20 protein-coding genes are annotated in these 16669 nt (G+C 55.3%); 18 read left to right on the top strand and 2 right to left on the bottom strand.

From position 1 onward, the window contains the following. Window positions 1–142: 142 nt before the first annotated feature. Window positions 143–1219 carry a glycolate oxidase subunit GlcE gene (gene glcE / locus HMPREF9371_RS08985; protein WP_040660432.1) on the bottom strand — a complete coding sequence of 359 codons (1077 nt, stop codon included), beginning with the start codon at window positions 1217–1219 and terminating at the stop codon, window positions 143–145. A gap of 66 nt (window positions 1220–1285) precedes the next feature. After that, a complete protein-coding gene (locus HMPREF9371_RS12595) occupies window positions 1286–1459 on the bottom strand; it encodes a hypothetical protein (protein ID WP_009119757.1) in 174 nt (57 codons plus the stop codon). A 161-nt stretch (window positions 1460–1620) separates the two neighbouring features. Between HMPREF9371_RS12595 and pilB the strand changes: the two genes are divergently transcribed. From pilB to HMPREF9371_RS13600, 18 genes are all read left to right on the top strand, one after another. After that, window positions 1621–3297, top strand: a complete 1677-nt coding sequence (pilB, locus tag HMPREF9371_RS08980) for a type IV-A pilus assembly ATPase PilB (RefSeq protein WP_009119755.1) — start codon at window positions 1621–1623, stop codon at window positions 3295–3297. Window positions 3298–3334: 37 nt separating this feature from the next. Beyond that, entirely contained in the window at window positions 3335–4579 is a 1245-nt protein-coding gene (locus HMPREF9371_RS08975) for a type II secretion system F family protein (RefSeq protein WP_009119754.1), read from the top strand. Window positions 4580–4735: 156 nt separating this feature from the next. Next, window positions 4736–5590 carry a prepilin peptidase gene (locus HMPREF9371_RS08970; RefSeq protein ID WP_009119753.1) on the top strand — a complete coding sequence of 285 codons (855 nt, stop codon included), beginning with the start codon at window positions 4736–4738 and terminating at the stop codon, window positions 5588–5590. After that, on the top strand, window positions 5591–6199 hold the full coding sequence (gene coaE / locus HMPREF9371_RS08965) for a dephospho-CoA kinase (RefSeq protein ID WP_009119752.1): 609 nt from the start codon (window positions 5591–5593) through the stop codon (window positions 6197–6199). Window positions 6200–6202: 3 nt separating this feature from the next. Next, window positions 6203–6979 carry a cell division protein ZapD gene (gene zapD / locus HMPREF9371_RS08960; RefSeq protein WP_009119751.1) on the top strand — a complete coding sequence of 259 codons (777 nt, stop codon included), beginning with the start codon at window positions 6203–6205 and terminating at the stop codon, window positions 6977–6979. Further along, on the top strand, window positions 6976–7197 hold the full coding sequence (gene yacG, locus HMPREF9371_RS12115; protein WP_009119750.1) for a DNA gyrase inhibitor YacG: 222 nt from the start codon (window positions 6976–6978) through the stop codon (window positions 7195–7197). Before zapD ends, yacG begins: the two co-directional genes overlap by 4 nt. A gap of 91 nt (window positions 7198–7288) precedes the next feature. Then, window positions 7289–8587 (top strand): 23S rRNA (uracil(1939)-C(5))-methyltransferase RlmD, encoded by a 1299-nt coding sequence (rlmD, locus tag HMPREF9371_RS08955; RefSeq protein ID WP_009119749.1) that lies wholly within the window; start codon window positions 7289–7291, stop codon window positions 8585–8587. A gap of 292 nt (window positions 8588–8879) precedes the next feature. Next, window positions 8880–9350: a Fe-S cluster assembly transcriptional regulator IscR gene (gene iscR / locus HMPREF9371_RS08950; RefSeq protein ID WP_009119748.1), complete on the top strand. Its 471-nt coding sequence runs from the start codon at window positions 8880–8882 to the stop codon at window positions 9348–9350. Window positions 9351–9367: 17 nt separating this feature from the next. Then, window positions 9368–10582: an IscS subfamily cysteine desulfurase gene (locus HMPREF9371_RS08945; protein ID WP_009119747.1), complete on the top strand. Its 1215-nt coding sequence runs from the start codon at window positions 9368–9370 to the stop codon at window positions 10580–10582. A 67-nt stretch (window positions 10583–10649) separates the two neighbouring features. After that, window positions 10650–11492: a hypothetical protein gene (locus tag HMPREF9371_RS08940; RefSeq protein WP_009119746.1), complete on the top strand. Its 843-nt coding sequence runs from the start codon at window positions 10650–10652 to the stop codon at window positions 11490–11492. A gap of 322 nt (window positions 11493–11814) precedes the next feature. Beyond that, window positions 11815–12405 (top strand): hypothetical protein, encoded by a 591-nt coding sequence (locus tag HMPREF9371_RS08935; protein WP_156787021.1) that lies wholly within the window; start codon window positions 11815–11817, stop codon window positions 12403–12405. Window positions 12406–12576: 171 nt separating this feature from the next. Beyond that, the gene (locus tag HMPREF9371_RS08930) at window positions 12577–13389 is read left to right on the top strand and encodes a hypothetical protein (protein ID WP_009119743.1); all 813 of its coding nucleotides are present in this window, start codon (window positions 12577–12579) and stop codon (window positions 13387–13389) included. A 24-nt stretch (window positions 13390–13413) separates the two neighbouring features. Further along, the gene (locus HMPREF9371_RS08925) at window positions 13414–14292 is read left to right on the top strand and encodes a hypothetical protein (protein ID WP_009119742.1); all 879 of its coding nucleotides are present in this window, start codon (window positions 13414–13416) and stop codon (window positions 14290–14292) included. Window positions 14293–14366: 74 nt separating this feature from the next. After that, the gene (gene iscU, locus HMPREF9371_RS08920; RefSeq protein WP_009119741.1) at window positions 14367–14753 is read left to right on the top strand and encodes a Fe-S cluster assembly scaffold IscU; all 387 of its coding nucleotides are present in this window, start codon (window positions 14367–14369) and stop codon (window positions 14751–14753) included. Window positions 14754–14804: 51 nt separating this feature from the next. Beyond that, window positions 14805–15299: a DUF302 domain-containing protein gene (locus HMPREF9371_RS08915; RefSeq protein ID WP_009119740.1), complete on the top strand. Its 495-nt coding sequence runs from the start codon at window positions 14805–14807 to the stop codon at window positions 15297–15299. A 294-nt stretch (window positions 15300–15593) separates the two neighbouring features. Beyond that, window positions 15594–15881 (top strand): hypothetical protein, encoded by a 288-nt coding sequence (locus HMPREF9371_RS08910; protein WP_050797919.1) that lies wholly within the window; start codon window positions 15594–15596, stop codon window positions 15879–15881. Continuing rightward, entirely contained in the window at window positions 15865–16185 is a 321-nt protein-coding gene (gene iscA / locus HMPREF9371_RS08905; RefSeq protein WP_009119738.1) for an iron-sulfur cluster assembly protein IscA, read from the top strand. Before HMPREF9371_RS08910 ends, iscA begins: the two co-directional genes overlap by 17 nt. Before the next feature lie 122 nt (window positions 16186–16307). After that, the gene (locus tag HMPREF9371_RS13600; RefSeq protein WP_083814002.1) at window positions 16308–16544 is read left to right on the top strand and encodes an ATP-dependent exonuclease; all 237 of its coding nucleotides are present in this window, start codon (window positions 16308–16310) and stop codon (window positions 16542–16544) included. Window positions 16545–16669 lie beyond the last annotated feature (125 nt).

The raw sequence follows: 16669 nt of genomic DNA, 5'->3' as shown, positions 1-16669 counted from the left end.
TACGACGGTGTTTGGAGTCAAAAATCCCCGTTTGTGGCGTCGGAAAAACTCGCAAGATGTCCAATCTTGCTGTGCTTCTTTCCTCCTGGTATACGTGGTTTTGCCACCCAAAAACGCTTCGCAAGCTCACTGACGACACGCCCTAAATTTCCCGGTACAGGCGGCGCGGGTTAAAAACATGGTGCGGGTCGAAAGCCTGCTTGAGGCGTTGCTGGATGGCCAACACCGCATGCGGGAGGGGGTGGAACACGCTTTCGTCGGCCGCCACCGCACCGCGGAACAGGGTGGCGTGCCCGCCGAGGGCGGCCGCTTTCTCGCGGATGTCTTTGGCGGCGGCATCGGTGAGGTACCAGCGCTGGGCGCCGCCCCATTCCACCAGCGGCATACTGCCCAAATCCAGAGACGGCGCGGTATCCGGGAGGCTGATGCGCCACAGGCGCCGGCCTTCGGTGAGGGCAAATTCGGGCAGGGTTTGTTCGCGCACCGCCAGCCAGAATTCGGCGGCGGCGGTGTCTGCCAGGCGTTCGCCGCCGATGCGGGCCAGTGCGGCATCCACGCCGGCTTGGGCGCCGTTGAGGCGCACGGTCAGAAGGCCTTTGTGCCAGAAAGAAGCGGAAAGCGGCAGCGGCTGCCCCATCCATTCGTTCATTTGGCGGCGGGCGGCTGCTTCGTCCAGCTCGAAACGAACGCTGGCCTCGGCCACGCTGCGCGGCAGGACTTTAAACGAGATCTCGCCGATGATGCCCAAGGTGCCCATGGAACCGGCCAGTAGGCGGGAAACATCGTAGCCGGCCACGTTTTTCATCACCTGGCCGCCGAAGTTGAGCCATTCGCCCTTGCCGTTCATCAGCTTGGCGCCCAACACAAAGTCTTTGACCGCGCCGGCGAAAGCGCGACGGGGGCCGGACAGGCCGGCGGCCACACAGCCGCCAATGGTGGCGTGCTCACCGAAATGGGGCGGTTCAAACGGCAGCATCTGGTTTTTTTCCGCCAATACGGCTTCCACTTCTTTCAAGGGGGTGCCGCAACGGACGGTCAGCACCAGTTCGGCGGGGTCGTAGGCCACCACGCCGTGATAGGCGCGGGTGTCCAGCAGGCTGTGTTCCGGCACGGCTTCGCCGTAAAAATCTTTGCTGCCGCTGCCGCGGATGGTGAGGGCGGTTTCTTGTTGGGCGGCAAAGTGGATTTGGCTGCGCCATTGTTCTAAAACGGTTTGCATATTGGTTTTGGAGTGGTGTTTGTGTGAAAGCTTTGGATGCCGTCCGTCAGGCAAGCGCGTAACATACTACAAACGCTTACAAATGGCTAGGGTGGCGGAATTCTGTTTTGCAGGGTGGGACTGGTGGGTGTGGATGGCGCCATAATCAGGCAGGGTGCGGTGGTCCGGTTCGATGGTAAACAGGCTACCTGAAGCTTTCAGGTAGCCTGTTTGCAGATGTTGGGGAGATTGGCCTCGCATGGGCTTTGTGAAGCGGCAAACGGATTTGCAGATGCATTCTGATGCCCACTTACTTATAATCTTGCAAAAGCATTTCAATAAACGTAAAGGCCTGCCCGGATGCGCGGAGATTTTAGCCGTGTGAGCGGGCGGTTTTCTGGATTCTTTGTCGAGCCTATATCATGAGTGTCGGACTGCTGCGCATCTTGTTTCAAAATCACTTGCTTACTCAGGAACAGGCTGAAAAATACCGCGAAAAAGTAAACCAAAACAAAAACATTATTCCGATGCTGGCGGAGGCCGGCATCATCCGGCAGCAGGAGTTGGCCGCTCTGCTGGCCAAGCTGTTCAACTATCCGATGATGGATTTGTCGCATTATTCGCGTTCGCTGATGGTGCCGGATATTTTGGATGACGAGCAGATGGCGGAATACCGCTGCGTACCGCTGTTTAAACGCGGGCGGCGGCTGTTTTTAGGCGTTTCCGACCCGACACTGTTGCAAACCTACCAAAAATTGGTTTTCCCCAGCGGCCTGATTGTGGATCTGGTCATTTTGAATGACGAGCAATTGGACAGCCTGCTGGAACTGGTGCGCCAAACCTCTACCGCCTTGTTGGAAGGTATTGCCGCAGAGCAGCAATTCAGTGGCGAGGGCGCCAAAAATATGCTGCTGGAGGACGAGGAAGAAGACGGCCCAATTGCCAAATTTATCCATAAGGTGTTGGCCGATGCGCTCAACGGAGGGGCGTCGGACATTCATTTCGAGTTTTATGAGGAAATGGCGCGCATCCGTTTCCGTACCGACGGCCAGCTGCGCGAGGTGGTGCAGCCGCCGCTGAATATCCGCGGCCAGATCGCTTCGCGTATCAAAGTCATGGCCAAGCTCGATATTTCCGAAAAGCGGGTCCCGCAAGACGGCCGTATCCAGATTCAGTTCAATAAAAATCAGCGGCCGATTGATTTCCGGGTCAATACCTTGCCCACCCTGTTTGGCGAAAAGATTGTGATGCGTATCCTGAATTCGGATGCGGCGACGCTGAACATCAACCAGCTGGGTTTTGAGCCATTCCAAAAAGAGCTGCTGCTTGAAGCCATCCACCGGCCTTACGGCATGGTGTTGGTTACCGGGCCGACGGGTTCGGGTAAAACCGTTTCGCTTTATACCTGCCTGAATATTTTGAATACCGAGAGCGTGAATATCTCCACGGCGGAAGATCCGGCGGAGATTAATCTGCCCGGCATCAACCAGGTAAACGTAAACGACAAACAAGGCATGACTTTTGCTGCTGCGCTGAAGGCGTTTCTGCGCCAAGACCCGGACATCATCATGGTGGGTGAGATTCGGGACTTGGAAACGGCCGATATTGCCATTAAAGCGGCCCAAACCGGCCACATGGTGTTTTCCACTCTGCATACCAATAATGCGCCGGCCACCTTATCCAGGATGTTGAACATGGGCGTGGCGCCGTTCAATATTGCCAGCTCGGTCAATCTGATTATGGCGCAGCGTCTGGTACGCCGCTTATGCAGCTGCAAGCAGCCGATTGAGCGCCCGCCGGCGCCGGCTTTGTTGAAAGCCGGATTTACCGAAGAAGATTTGCAGGGTGATTGGCAGATGTACCGCCAAGTGGGTTGCGACCGCTGTAAAGGCAAAGGTTTCAAGGGTCGGGCCGGTGTGTATGAAATCATGCCGGTGAGCGAAGCCATGCAAAAAATCATCATGAATAACGGCACTGAAGTGGACATTGCCGAACAGGCTTACCGTGACGGTTTGGTTGATTTGCGACGTGCCGGCTTATTGAAGGTGATGCAGGGGGTGACCACTTTGGAGGAAATCCTCGCCAGCACCAACGATTAAATTAAATAATATATTGAAAAATTAAGGGAGTATTCTGATGGCTCTAAACAGGAAAACGTCTGTCAATCAAGCTGCAGCCAAACAAACCGGCAACCGTTTCGAATTTGAAGGCCGCAGTTTGGATACCGAGCAAATGGTACGCGGCGAAGTAGTGGCAAAAGATGAGAAAGAGGCGCGCGCCAAGCTGGCCCGCCGCCGCATTAAAGTCATCCACATTCATAAAAAGAAAAAAGTCCGCCAGAAGAAAATTACCCAAGCCGACATCACGGTGTTTACCCACCAATTGGCTACCATGATGAAGGCCGGTTTGCCTCTGATGCAGGCATTCGATATTGTGGCCAAAGGACATTCCAACGCTTCGATGACCAAACTGCTGATGGAAATCCGCAGTGATATTGAGCAAGGTACCTCTATGGCCGATGCGTTCCGGAAACATCCGAAATACTTCGATTCGTTTTACTGCAACCTGGTAGAGGCCGGTGAGGCGGGCGGTGTGTTGGAAAATCTGCTGGATAAATTGGCCGTATACAAAGAGAAAACCCAAGCGATTAAAAAGAAAATCAAGAGTGCGCTCACTTATCCGATTGCCGTGGTGGTGGTGGCCATTGTATTGATCATCATCATGATGATGTTTGTTTTGCCGGAATTTAAGAAGGTATATGACGGCATGAATGCTGAAATGCCCGGACTGACCCAATTTATGATGGGGATTTCGGATTTTATGGTCGAATACGGTTGGTTGGTGATCATCGGCTTGATTGGTCTTGTCGCCGGCTTTGTTCAATGGCACAAACATTCGCCTGCCATGCAAAAGCGGGTGGATGCGCTGCTGTTGAAACTGCCGATTTTCGGCAATATTGTCGAAAAAGGTACCATTGCCCGTTGGGCGCGGACAACGGCAACTTTATTTACCGCCGGTGTGCCTTTGGTGGAGGCTTTGGACTCGGTTGCGGGCGCCTCGGGCAATATTATTTATGAAGAAGCGACCAAAGGCATTCGCAGTCAAGTCAATCAAGGCAGCTCTTTAACTTCGGCCATGAATGCAACCGATCTGTTTCCCAATATGGTGGTACAGATGACATCTATTGGGGAGGAATCGGGTGCTTTGGACGATATGCTGAACAAAGCGGCTGAATTCTACGAAGATGAGGTGGACATGGCGGTGGCCACGCTGTCATCGCTGATGGAGCCCATTATCATGGTGGTGTTGGGCAGCATTATTGGGGTGATTTTGGTGGCGATGTATCTGCCCTTGTTCAATTTGGGTAGTGTGGTCGGTTAATAAGCTGATTGGCCTTCGGATTTGTCCGGTTCTCAGCCGGACAAAAACTTTTTCTGGTCAAAGCCGGTTTTTTTGCTGCTGAGCATTGAAGATTTCATACCTCTGAATGAGATTGCTCAGTCGTATCATCATAAATAATAAGCAAATGAATCAATCATGAATTTTGAGGCTCAAGTTTCTATTGTTATGGCCGTTCTCTTGGGACTGTTGGTCGGCAGCTTCCTAAATGTGGTGATTTACCGGCTGCCGCTGATGTTGGAAAAACAGTGGCAGGTATTGGCCAAGCAGCATTTGGATTTACCCTTAACCGAAGAAGAGCGGCAGCCGTTTAATCTGATGTTTCCGCCCTCGCGCTGTCCGGAATGCGGCACCGGAGTGAAGCCTTGGCAGAATATTCCGTTGCTCAGCTATCTGCTGTTGCGCGGGCGTTGTCATCACTGCCGCACACCGATTGGCTGGCGTTATCCGGCGGTGGAGCTGCTGACCGGTGTGTTATTCGGTGTGGTGGCTTGGCAATACGGGGTAAGCGGCGTGACGCTGGGCGGTTTATTGTTGACCGCCATGTTGATTGCGATGACGTTTATCGATGCCGATACGCAGCTGTTACCCGACCAGCTGACCTTGCCTTTGATTTGGCTTGGATTGTTGTTTAACTGGCAATTCGGTTTTGTCAGCCTGCCGCAAGCCTTGTTGGGTGCGGTTTGCGGCTACATGAGCCTGTGGCTGCTGTTCCACCTGTTTAAACTGCTGACCGGCAAAGATGGCATGGGCTATGGCGACTTCAAGTTGTTGGCGGCTTTGGGTGCGTGGCTGGGGGTGGGCAGTTTGCCGGTGATTGTGTTTATGGCGGCTTTAGTCGGCCTGGTGGCGGCTTTGGTGATGAAAGCGGCCAAAGGCCAGCCGATTGCATTCGGTCCGGCATTGGCGATTGCAGGCTGGATTGTGTTTGTGGCCAATGATGTGGTGAAGCAAGGCATGGATTGGTGGCTGTCTAAGTCGGGATTCATTTGAATGGCTGTTTGGGTGGGTTTGAGCGGCGGCATCGGCAGCGGAAAGTCTTCCGCTGCCCGTTTGTTTTCGGAGCGGCACGGAGTGCCCGTGATTGATGCGGATGCGATTGCCCGTTCTTTGACGGCGGATCAGGGCGCTGCCCTGCCGGCGATTCGCGCGGCTTTTGGTGACGAGCTGTTTGACGTTTCAGGTAGCCTGTTGCGCCAACATTTGCGCGATAAGGTGTTTGCCGACCCCGCAGCGCGCGGCGTGCTGGAAAGCATTCTGCATCCGCTGATTCAGCGGGAAATCGAGGCACAACAAGCACGCTGGCAGGATGAAGTCTATGGGGTGGTGGAAATTCCCTTGCTGGCCGAGCAGCCCCAATTCCAAGACTTGGTAGACAGGGTGCTGATCATCGACTGCCCGGAAAGTCTGCAAATCCGGCGTGTGGCCGAACGCAGCGGTCTGAGCCATGATATGATTCGGCAAATTCTGTCTGCCCAAGCCACCAGAGCGCAGCGCTTGGCATTGGCAGACGATGTAATCGAAAACAGCGGGCCGCCGGCGGCGCTGGCGGCCGCAGTCGCTAAGCAGCATGCCCATTACCGGCAATTATTCGGTGGATAAGCCATGTCAGTCGTCATTACTTTTGAGCATCCTTTGTCTGAGCGCGTACGCAATTTCCTGCGAATCGAACATTTGTTCTCGCGCTTTTATGCTTCTTTAGACAACCGGGAGCCGTGGGCGCACCATGCCGCGCTCACGGCTTTGTTTGAAATCATGGACTGTGCCGCCCGTGCCGAATTGAAGTTGGACATTTTGCAAGAGTTGGAGCGCCAACGCCAGCACTTGGCGGAGGAAGAGCAGGGTGGGGAGCCGGCGCATGAGCAGGCAGTCCTGCTGCAGGCGGCGCAAAACCTGCAGGAAGTGCATCAAAAATTCGGCCAGCATTTGCGCGAGAACGAATGGCTGATGTCGATTAAGCAACGGATTCCCGTTTCCGGCGGCACCACGCCGTTTGACTTGCCGTCTTACCACTATTGGCTGCAGCAGCCCTATGAAAAGCGGCTGGCCGACCTGAACGGTTGGATCCGTTCGCTGACGCCCACAGGCGAGGCCATCCAATTATTGTTGGGTATTCTGCGCCACAACAGCCACAACAGCGATTGTGATGCCGTCAGCGGCAGTTTTCAAAGCAAACGCCTGCCGCCGAATATCCAGATGCTGTCGATCGAGGTGGGGCAGGACTACGGGGCTTTGCCCGAAGTGTCTGCCAATAAATATTTCACCCATATCCGTTTTATCCAGGCCTCGCAGCACAGCCCGCGCGGCGAGCAGTTGGCCGGTAACGTGGCCTTCCGTCTCAAAATGTGCAGTTTCGACCCGCTGCCGGATGCCTTGCCGTGAGTACGCCGCCCACCGTGTCTTGCCCCACCTGCCGCCGGCCGGTGGTTTGGTCGGCAGAGGCATCTCCCTACCGTCCTTTTTGCAGCCGCCGCTGCCGCCTGATCGATTTGGGCGCATGGGCGGACGAGAGTCGGCGGATTCCCAGCACGGAGCCGGATTCAGCCGACGGCTCGGCCGATATTCCCGCTTGGGACGACAGTGATCGGCAGGTGTTCTGACGGGCTGTATCTGGCCTGACCATTAAACATCGATGCCATCTATCTACCACCGCCCTCGGGCTACCTGAAACCACATTCCTGTTTTTGTTTTATGAATATCGCCACCATTCAAGGCATCGATCATGAAGGGCGGGGCATTGCGCGTGTTGACGGCAAAGCGGTTTTTATCGAAGGCGCCCTGCCGCAGGAAACCGTGTCTTACCGGCTCACACGTAGCAAAAAGCATTTCGACGAAGCCGAAATGCTGGCCGTCCTGCAGCCTTCCCCACACCGCATTTCCCCGCGCTGCCGGCATTACCGCACTTGCGGCGGCTGCTCTTGGCAGCATGTGCGCAGCGACGTTCAGGTAGCCTATAAGCAGCGGATTTTGGAAGAACAGCTGCAACGGCTGTCGAACATTCAGCCGCAACAGTATTTGCCCGCCATTTACGGCCGCAGCTGGGGCTACCGTCAGCGGGCGCGGCTCAGTGTGGCCTATCCGGCAGGCGGCAAAGCGGTTTTCGGTTTCCAAAGCCGCCACAGTCACCGCATTGTGGACATACAGGAATGCCCCGTGTTGTCACCGCGGTTGGCCGAGCAATTGGGTAGCGTGCGCCGTTTGCTGAATGAAGTGGGCGGGGCCGGGGCCGATATCGGCGCCGTCGAACTGCATCAGGGCGAAGAAGCTTGCGCACTCACCCTGCACGGCCGACGCTTTCCCCCACCTGTGCTGGCTGTGCTGCGGAAACAGGCGGCCGCTTGGAGCCGCCAAGGTTGGCAGCTTTATCTGCAAACCGGCCGGCAAGCGGAGCCGCTGCTGCCGGCCGAAGCGGGCCTGTTTTACCGCTTGCCCGAATATGGCTTGACCCTGCCTTACCGCCCGGGTGATTTCACCCAAATCAATGCCGAGACCAATGCCCTGATGGTGCGCCGGGCGCTGGCTTTGTTGGCACCTCAGGCCGGCGAGCGCATTGCCGACCTGTTTTGCGGATTGGGCAATTTCAGCCTGCCGATTGCCGCCTGCGGTGCCGAAACCGTGGGCATGGAGGGCGCGGCAGCGTTAACCGAGCGGGCCGAAGCCAATGCCCGCCTAAACGGCCTGGCCGGGCGCACCCGTTTCGTCCACACCGATTTGTTCGACACTACTCCGCAGACAGTGGCCGAATGGGGGCGTTTCGACAAAATGCTGCTCGATCCGCCGCGCAGCGGCGCATATGCCGTGGTGCAGGCGCTGCATGCGCCTTATCTGCCGAAGCGGATTGTGTATGTATCGTGCAATCCCGCTACGTTTGCCCGCGATGCGGCGGTATTGGTGCAGAAGGGCTACCGCTTCCGCAGCGCCGGCATCATCAATCTGTTTGCGCAAACCGCACATGTGGAAACGGTCGCTTGTTTTGATTGGGGCGAATAATCGGATCGCCGTATGACAACGGGGCAGGCGGGAAGGCTGCCCCGTTTGCCTTGTGGTGCTTTCAGGTAGCCTGAGACCTTTGCAAAACACCCCAAATCCTCTACATTTCCCCCCCCCAGCCCGATACCTTTGCAAAACACCCCCCAAATCCTCTGCATTCCTTGGGCTAGGTGTGGGGGAAATGTAGAGGATTTGGGGTGTTTTGCAAAGGTCTCCGCCTGATAATACTTGACTGAATTACTCGGTTATTGCACAATCCGCCCCCGTTGAGTATTTCGGGGCAAGGGACAGCATGCGACTGACCACCAAAGGCCGCTTTGCGGTAACCGCCATGCTGGATGTGGCACTCTACGGGCAAAGCAGCCCGGTGAGCCTGAATGCCGTGAGCGAACGGCAAAACATCTCCCTGTCCTATTTGGAACAGCTCTTCGGCAAACTGCGCCGCGCCGGTTTGGTGGAAAGCATCCGCGGCCCCGGCGGCGGTTATGTGCTCGGCCAAGCGGCTGCCGCCATCAATGTCGCCCAAATCATCGATGTGGTGGAAGACCGCTTCGATGCCACCCAATGCAACGGCAAAAGCAACTGCCGCGAAGGCGCGCGCTGCCTGACCCACGATTTGTGGGAAAACCTCAACCATACCATCCGAGGCTACCTGAACGGCGTCTCCCTGCAAGACCTGCTCGACCAAAAACAAGCCGCCGGCGTCGGCCGCACCATTGCCCTGAATCCGATGCCCGCCGCCAAACACAAGCAAACCAGATAACAACGGAAGAACCGACCATGACCATCCACACCCCCATCTATCTCGACTACGCCGCCACCACTCCGGTTGATCCGCGGGTAGCCGAAAAAATGATTCCTTATTTGACCGAGCTGTTCGGCAACCCTGCCTCCAACAGCCACAGCTTCGGCTGGACGGCGGAGGAAGCGGTGGAAAACGCCCGCTACGAAATCGCCAAACTGATTCATGCCGATGCCAAAGAAATCGTGTTCACCAGCGGCGCCACCGAATCCAACAACCTCGCCATCAAAGGCGCGGCGCACTTCTACAAAACCAAAGGCAAACACCTCATCACCGTGAAAACCGAACACAAAGCGGTGTTGGACACCATGCGCGAATTGGAACGCCAAGGCTTTGAAGTCACCTACCTCGGCGTGCAGGAAAATGGCCTGATTGATTTGGCAGAACTCAAAGCCGCCATCCGCCCCGACACCATCCTGATTTCCGTGATGTGGGTCAACAACGAAATTGGCGTGATTCAAGACATTCCCGCCATCGGCGAAATCTGCCGCGAAAATAAAATCATCTTCCACGTGGATGCCGCCCAAGCCTGCGGCAAAACCCCGGTGGACGTAGAAGCCGCCAAAGTCGACCTGCTCTCCATGTCCGCCCACAAAATTTACGGCCCCAAAGGCATCGGCGCTTTATATGTGCGCCGCAAACCCCGCGTGCGCCTCGAAGCCCAAATCCACGGCGGCGGCCACGAACGCGGCTTCCGTTCCGGCACCCTGCCCACCCACCAAATCGTCGGCATGGGCGAAGCCTTCCGCTTGGCGCGTGGGGAATTGGAGCAAGACATCGCCCACGCCCGCAAGCTGCGCGACCTTTTCCTCAAAGGCATCGAAGGCATTGAAGAAGTGTACATCAACGGCGATTTAGAACACCGCGTCGCCACCAACCTTAACGTGAGCTTCAACTTCGTCGAAGGCGAAAGCCTGATCATGGCGGTGAAAGAGCTGGCCGTATCCAGCGGCTCCGCCTGTACCTCCGCCTCGCTGGAGCCGAGCTACGTTCTGCGTGCCTTGGGCCGCAACGACGAATTGGCGCACTCCTCCCTGCGCATCACCTTCGGCCGCATGACCACCGAAGAAGAAGTGACATTTGCCGCCGAGCTGATTCAATCCAAAATCGGCAAATTGCGCGAACTCTCGCCCTTGTGGGAAATGCATCAAGAGGGCATCGACCTCAACACCGTGGAGTGGGCGGCGCATTAAGTTTCGGGCTACCTGAACTTTCACATCAACAATTAAAATAAAAGGCTAATAGGGTAATTAAATCAAAATGAAGCAGACAAATTTTACCGTTCTTCTCTCTTCACTCATTCTTTCTGCTTGCGCGCTTTCGCCAAGCAAGCCACTGTCGCCGGAAGAGGTGAAGGCAAACCTTGAAGAGCGGTACCGTCGGGAATACACGGAGGCCGCTACGCACACCATTACCCTGAAAGGACAGGAAATCAAGGTAATCGATAGATTGTACCGTCCTGAAAATTATCGTGCCGGCCATCACGCATATGGCACGCCAAGCGAATCTGATTTGGTTGTGATCCAAAGGTCGGATACGGTTGGAGCAACCGCCCTGACAGCATTGGTCGCGATTGCCAGAACTTTTGGCGGAGGCGGTTCGATAAGTGGTTTTTCCAAGCATGATTTGCGCGGCAATGTGGCAGAGCCGAAATTTCCCAACCCTGTTTTCAGCTATTTATCCCCAAAAATACGCACATGGCTTGTTGGTATGCCTATTCAGGGAGAGGTACATACACGCAATAATATTTATGTCCAGCCGGGTCGTTTTTATTTGGTATATGAAAAATTAAGCGGAGGGGATAATTATTTGCTGCACAATGAAATACAGTTAGTGGTGTCTCCTGACGGTTGGGGAGGACTGGTGGATCCTGATTTCTCCTGTATCAAAGAAACCGGTGCCCATTCCTTGGAAGATTGGCGAAAAGACGATTACGCGCTGGTTCGCCAAACTGCCGAACAGCAGTTCGACGAATGTTTGGAACAGTTCAAAGCCAATCAGGATCAAATCATCGAGCACATCACGCGAGGCAACGACCATACATCGGATCATGTGGATTCTGACGATAAGGAAGAAAACAATCATGAGCGAGCAAAAAACTAATCTCGAAAATCTTGATAGCTTGCTTGAGGATTTCGACGACGTTACGGTTAGAGGGCAGCATCGGTGCCGAAAATGACGACGGTTGCGAAGGCTGTGCCTACTGGTTAGTGAGGGCCGGATATTTGTACTGACAATCCGTAAAATTGAAAATGCCGACTGCGTCGGTGTCTAGGCTGCACCTATTATAGCTGCCGAGTTTAAACCGCAAATTAACCCGCTTAAAAAACCGTTTTAGCCCGATACAAACCCAAGTAATGAGAAAAAACATCATAAATTAAATAAAACCACCCTGTATCTTGCCGCTTTATTGGCGGTTGCCCCTTTGGCTGCCTGCGAGAAACAAAAAACCATAGAAGAAGTGGTTGCGGAAGCCAAAGAAAACGAACTGAAGCGGTATCGCGAAAGCATCGAATTGTTAAGTGATTCTGCCCAACTGCACGGTATTTTGGCTGCCTTGGCCGAACGTCCGGAATTGAAAGACGCCCAGTTTGGCCCGGTGGATGCGCTGAATTTCGATTTTTATATGAATAAAATCACGGTGAATATCCGCAGCAGCCGTGCGGAAAAACTGGCCGGCTACACTTATTTGCTTGACGAAAAAACCTGGAGCGAACCGGTGCCGGTACAGGTGTTCGGCGGCCGGGATCAAGACATGGTGAAATTGGCGGATTGGGATGCGGTCAAGCCGGATTTGGATCCGATTCTCAAGCAGGCGCACGATTTGTTTACCCAACCGCCGGTGCCGGCAGACGATATGCCCAAAGGCATCTTGAACGTTCAATATGAGCCGGAGAGCCGCACCTATATTGTGCGCTCCCAGTTGTCTGAAAAAACAAAAAACAGCTATCTGATTTGGTTTGACGACAAAGGCCAGATCAGCAAAAAACAAGACAGCCGGGGCGTGTGGAAATAAACGGATGCCAAGCGGACAAGCGGGTTCGGCATACTCATGGAGCGGTCGGGGAAATAGGTAAGCATATCCACGGTTCCGTTGGTTGATTGCTCTGCGATTCAGGCTACCTGAAGCGGACTTATGCAGTCCGCCAACGCAAATACAGCCATAAAATTTTAGAGGAGGAGAAACATGAAGCGGGCAGCTTTTATTGTGGCTTTGCTGGGCTTGGGTATGACAGCTTGGGCGCAAACACCGAAGGCCGAGTTTGTCGGTATGTACCAAAAAGGCTCGGTGGACAGCATGGCTTCCCTGGCGGTGCTGCCTGACCAAACTTTCTGCTTCGCCATGATTGCCGGGGCAATGGATATTTACGCGCCCGGCAAGTGGGAGCGTTTGGGCCAGTACGACGCCGTTACCCGCCTCAAATTTACCCGCGTGAGCACCTTGCCCAGCCGTTTTGTGTTGGTCACACGTTCTCCAATCGCCACCGTTGCCGGTGAAGAGCCGGAAGCGCCGGAACTGTTGATTAACACGGCTGTATTTTCCATGTTGCAGCGCGACGCCGTATTCGGTAGCAGCGACCGGCCCGAAACGCCGGACAACTTGGCGCCGATGTTCGCCCCCAACCAACGTGTTTTCAGCCCCAAGGAGAGTCTGCCGCTGACACACCGCTACCTGTTTTTGGGTTATCCGGCGCCCGAAGGCGGCTGGCGGATCAGCCGTTTCGACATCGGCCGTCCGCGCCACTCCGTACGGCTGATTTTGAGCGAAGAGGCCGCCCGGGCCGGCACGGTGTGGGAAGCTTATTTCCACAACGGCGAGCTCACGCTGAATGATACCAATATGGGACGCCCCCGCCCGTTTGAGCGGGGAGAGGCAGATGCCGTCCGCAAAGGTTGCTTGAGCGGCGTGCCGGATGACCCGCACATAACGCTGTTTCAGCCGCAGGCCGAATACCGTATCGACAAACTGCCGCAGCAGCGCCCGTGGTTTGGCCGCTGAGCAAGCCGTATCAGGTTCGAGAACATGGACAACAACAAGCGGATAACAGGCCGAAAACGGCTGGGATTGGCCGTCATCGGTATCCTGCTGGTTGGCAGTGCTTCGGCGCAGCAGCCGGTTGAACCGCCTTTTATCGGCGCATACCGCGATGTGCATCCGCAGATGGTGACGGAATTGTTTTTGCTGCCCGACCAGCGTTTCTGCCAGCGCCTGCGCACCCCGCCTGTCGATTTGGCGGTCGGCGGCCGTTGGCAAAGTACGGATTTGTACAACGGTTACCACCTGTCTCTGCAGGCGGAGTCACCCTATCCCAGCCCCTATGTGCTGTGGGCCAGCGATGACGATCCGGTGTCCGGCAAACCGTTTCCCCGCGCCAGACGCCTGACGGTGGATGGTCAATCGTTTGCCGGTATCGGCGAAAACACGGTGTTGTTCGGCTGGAGCAACCGTCCGGCCTTGCCGGACAACCTGGCTCCGCTGTTTGCGCCCGAATCCCGCCCTGAGGCCATCGGCGGCGTTTTCGAGCTCGATTTGCCGCACAGTGCCCGTTATGTGTTTTTCGCAGAAGGCTCTGCCGAGAGCGGTTACCGCATCAGCCAATTTGATACCGGCGACCAACCTTATCTTTGGCTGAGATTGGAACCGGGCGCATGGATACGGCACGCTCCGATGAGTGCCATGTTCCACCATGGCCATTTGCAAATGCAGGGCACCGATTTCGGCGAGCCGGCGTCGATCGACGCAGAACAGCGGCGTCATTTGGAGCGCGATTGTCTGAACCCAAAACCGGCGGATGCGCCTGCGCCTTTTGTTCCGCAAGCGGAGGAATACCGGTCCCGCTTGCCCGTTACCAACCGGCAAGCAGCGCCCCGGTTTTGGATCCAACCGGCGGCCGGCCGTTAAACCGGTAGGCTTTCAGGTAGCCTGACAGCCTAAACATTCCGGCCACAAACCACATACTGAAAAGGAAAACCATCATGGCATACAGCGATAAAGTGATTGATCATTACGAAAACCCCCGCAACGTCGGCTCGTTCGACAAAAACGACGAATCGGTCGGCACCGGTATGGTCGGCGCGCCGGCCTGCGGCGACGTGATGAAACTGCAAATCAAAGTCAACGAAGAGGGCGTGATTGAAGACGCCAAATTCAAAACCTACGGCTGCGGCTCGGCCATCGCCTCTTCTTCACTGATTACCGAATGGGTGAAAGGCAAGAGTCTGGATGAGGCGCTCGCCATTAAAAACAGTGCAATCGCCGAAGAATTGGAACTGCCGCCGGTTAAAGTACACTGCTCGATTTTGGCCGAAGACGCGATTAAAGCCGCGGTATCGGATTACAAAAAGAAGCACGGTGCCGATTAAATGGCTATTTGAGCCGGGCATAATGTGTCGGCAGGAATGAGGATAAAGACAATGCAATGCAAAAAATGGAAATCTCTTTCCCTGGTTGCGGTTGCTTGTGCGGCGCTGGCCGCCCATGCCGGCCCGCAGCCGGCCGCCGTGCAGGCAACAGGCGGCGAACAAGCGCCGGTCAGCCACGCGCTTGACAGCCGTTACGGCTTCGACGATACCGTTGCCCGCCTGCAAAGCGCTTTTCAAAGCAAGGGGATGACGATTTTTGCCGTCATCGACCACCAGGCGGCGGCACGGCAAAACGGGCTGGATATGCAGCCGGCCAAAGTCATCGTATTCGGCACCCCAAAAGCCGGTACGCCGCTGATGGTGAAAGATCCGGCTTTCGCCCTGCAGTTGCCGCTTCGTGTTTTGGTAACGGAGCAGGGCGGTAAAGTGGTCGTGGTGTATAACGACACCCGCAATTTGATTCGCGGCAGCCGCATCGAATACAGTGAAGTGGAAAACAGCCTGGCCAATGCCGAAAAACTGATCCGGGCCACCGTAACGCAATAAAACCCGTCGCCCGCTTCCCTGCTGCATCATGAAGCGAACGGTAGGGCGGGCTCGTCTTGGTTGCTGATGGCGAAGGACCTGTTCGAAATCTCCTTTGCAGCGGTATCGGGGCAATATCCTGCTGCCTCTGTTGCTTTGTGTTGGAGGGACAACAGAAATCTTCCCTGTTATGCGCATTGGCGCCCGGCATTCGCGGTTTTTGCTTCAATACCGTTGTACAAGAGTGCGCAAGAAGATGATGAGCAGGTTTTCAGCAATGATGCTGCCGTTTTCAGGTAGCCTGAGGAGCGTATGATGCCGCTGAACCGTGAAGAAACCGTCTCCCTGCTGGCCGTAAAAGGCATCGGCCCGTCTGTGCTCAAGCGTTTGCAGCAGATGGGGCTGGATGATGTGGCGGCGTTGGCTGCCGCCGAGGTGGTCGATATATTGGAACAGGGGGCCGCTTTGAGCGGCTCCAGTTGTTGGAAAAACAGCCCGCAGGCCAAAGCGGCCATCACGGCCGCTGTTGATTGGGCGAAAAACCGCTGCGCTTCGGGCGCGGCACACCCGAATGAGGAAAGTGAACATGATTACCCTGACTGAGAAGGCCGCCAAACACATTCAAAATTTTCTGAGCAAACGCGGCAAGGGCGAAGGCATCCGCTTGGGCGTGAAAACCAGCGGCTGTTCCGGCATGGCTTATACCCTGGAATTTGTGGATGAGGTTCAAGCTGAAGATTTGGTGTTTGAGGGCCACGGCGTGAAAGTGTTTGTGGATCCGAAAAGCCATGTTTATTTGGACGGCACCGAATTGGACTACACCAAAGAGGGCTTGCAGGAAGGTTTTAAATTCCAAAACCCGAATGTAAAAAACGAATGCGGTTGCGGCGAAAGTTTCCACGTTTGACGCCGCTCCGATAAGCGCTCAAGTGTGGAGGGAGGTGTTTGGTTGTGCAGCGGCACAGCTGAATCACCCAACCTGAGACCTTTGCAAAATTCGGTCTCGCCCAGCATCCGAAACCGTAGCCTATGGTTTCGGATATTTTTATCGCTTTTTGGCTAAACTTCCCTGTTTCCCTCTACGGATTGAGACCTTTGCACCCCCCCCATCTGCGGCGCATTTCTGCGTTGTGCGCTGCTCACTCACTTGCCTATCTGTATGATATGTCTGTCCCACGGGGATTCCTAGCGTTCACGCTCGCTGCGCTGCTACGCCTTGAACTGCATCCACATCTGAGGGTTTTGCAAAGGTCTCAGCTTGCTTAGATGAGATAAGCTGAAGTGGCTCAGGCTACCTGAAACTTTTCAGGTAGCCTGTATTCAGGTTGGGCGGTCTGTTTTGAGCTTATTGTGAAATTGTTTTGGAGTTGTGTGCGGGTTGGTTATTATTT

It is taken from the genome of Neisseria shayeganii 871, from assembly GCF_000226875.1.
In the GTDB taxonomy this organism is placed as follows: domain Bacteria; phylum Pseudomonadota; class Gammaproteobacteria; order Burkholderiales; family Neisseriaceae; genus Eikenella; species Eikenella shayeganii.
Note: the sequence above shows the minus strand (reverse complement) of the source record. Positions and strands in the feature narration are given on the sequence as shown.

What these genes read in the sequence shown, in the direction of transcription:
- glcE (WP_040660432.1), bottom strand. Translation starts at nt 1,219, where the DNA reads ATGCAAACCGTTTTAGAACAATGGCGCAGCCAAATCCACTTTGCCGCC.
- HMPREF9371_RS12595 (WP_009119757.1), bottom strand. Translation starts at nt 1,459, where the DNA reads ATGCGAGGCCAATCTCCCCAACATCTGCAAACAGGCTACCTGAAAGCT.
- pilB (WP_009119755.1), top strand. Translation starts at nt 1,621, where the DNA reads ATGAGTGTCGGACTGCTGCGCATCTTGTTTCAAAATCACTTGCTTACT.
- HMPREF9371_RS08975 (WP_009119754.1), top strand. Translation starts at nt 3,335, where the DNA reads ATGGCTCTAAACAGGAAAACGTCTGTCAATCAAGCTGCAGCCAAACAA.
- HMPREF9371_RS08970 (WP_009119753.1), top strand. Translation starts at nt 4,736, where the DNA reads ATGAATTTTGAGGCTCAAGTTTCTATTGTTATGGCCGTTCTCTTGGGA.
- coaE (WP_009119752.1), top strand. Translation starts at nt 5,591, where the DNA reads ATGGCTGTTTGGGTGGGTTTGAGCGGCGGCATCGGCAGCGGAAAGTCT.
- zapD (WP_009119751.1), top strand. Translation starts at nt 6,203, where the DNA reads ATGTCAGTCGTCATTACTTTTGAGCATCCTTTGTCTGAGCGCGTACGC.
- rlmD (WP_009119749.1), top strand. Translation starts at nt 7,289, where the DNA reads ATGAATATCGCCACCATTCAAGGCATCGATCATGAAGGGCGGGGCATT.
- iscR (WP_009119748.1), top strand. Translation starts at nt 8,880, where the DNA reads ATGCGACTGACCACCAAAGGCCGCTTTGCGGTAACCGCCATGCTGGAT.
- HMPREF9371_RS08945 (WP_009119747.1), top strand. Translation starts at nt 9,368, where the DNA reads ATGACCATCCACACCCCCATCTATCTCGACTACGCCGCCACCACTCCG.
- HMPREF9371_RS08940 (WP_009119746.1), top strand. Translation starts at nt 10,650, where the DNA reads ATGAAGCAGACAAATTTTACCGTTCTTCTCTCTTCACTCATTCTTTCT.
- HMPREF9371_RS08930 (WP_009119743.1), top strand. Translation starts at nt 12,577, where the DNA reads ATGAAGCGGGCAGCTTTTATTGTGGCTTTGCTGGGCTTGGGTATGACA.
- HMPREF9371_RS08925 (WP_009119742.1), top strand. Translation starts at nt 13,414, where the DNA reads ATGGACAACAACAAGCGGATAACAGGCCGAAAACGGCTGGGATTGGCC.
- iscU (WP_009119741.1), top strand. Translation starts at nt 14,367, where the DNA reads ATGGCATACAGCGATAAAGTGATTGATCATTACGAAAACCCCCGCAAC.
- HMPREF9371_RS08915 (WP_009119740.1), top strand. Translation starts at nt 14,805, where the DNA reads ATGCAATGCAAAAAATGGAAATCTCTTTCCCTGGTTGCGGTTGCTTGT.
- HMPREF9371_RS08910 (WP_050797919.1), top strand. Translation starts at nt 15,594, where the DNA reads ATGCCGCTGAACCGTGAAGAAACCGTCTCCCTGCTGGCCGTAAAAGGC.
- iscA (WP_009119738.1), top strand. Translation starts at nt 15,865, where the DNA reads ATGATTACCCTGACTGAGAAGGCCGCCAAACACATTCAAAATTTTCTG.
- HMPREF9371_RS13600 (WP_083814002.1), top strand. Translation starts at nt 16,308, where the DNA reads ATGGTTTCGGATATTTTTATCGCTTTTTGGCTAAACTTCCCTGTTTCC.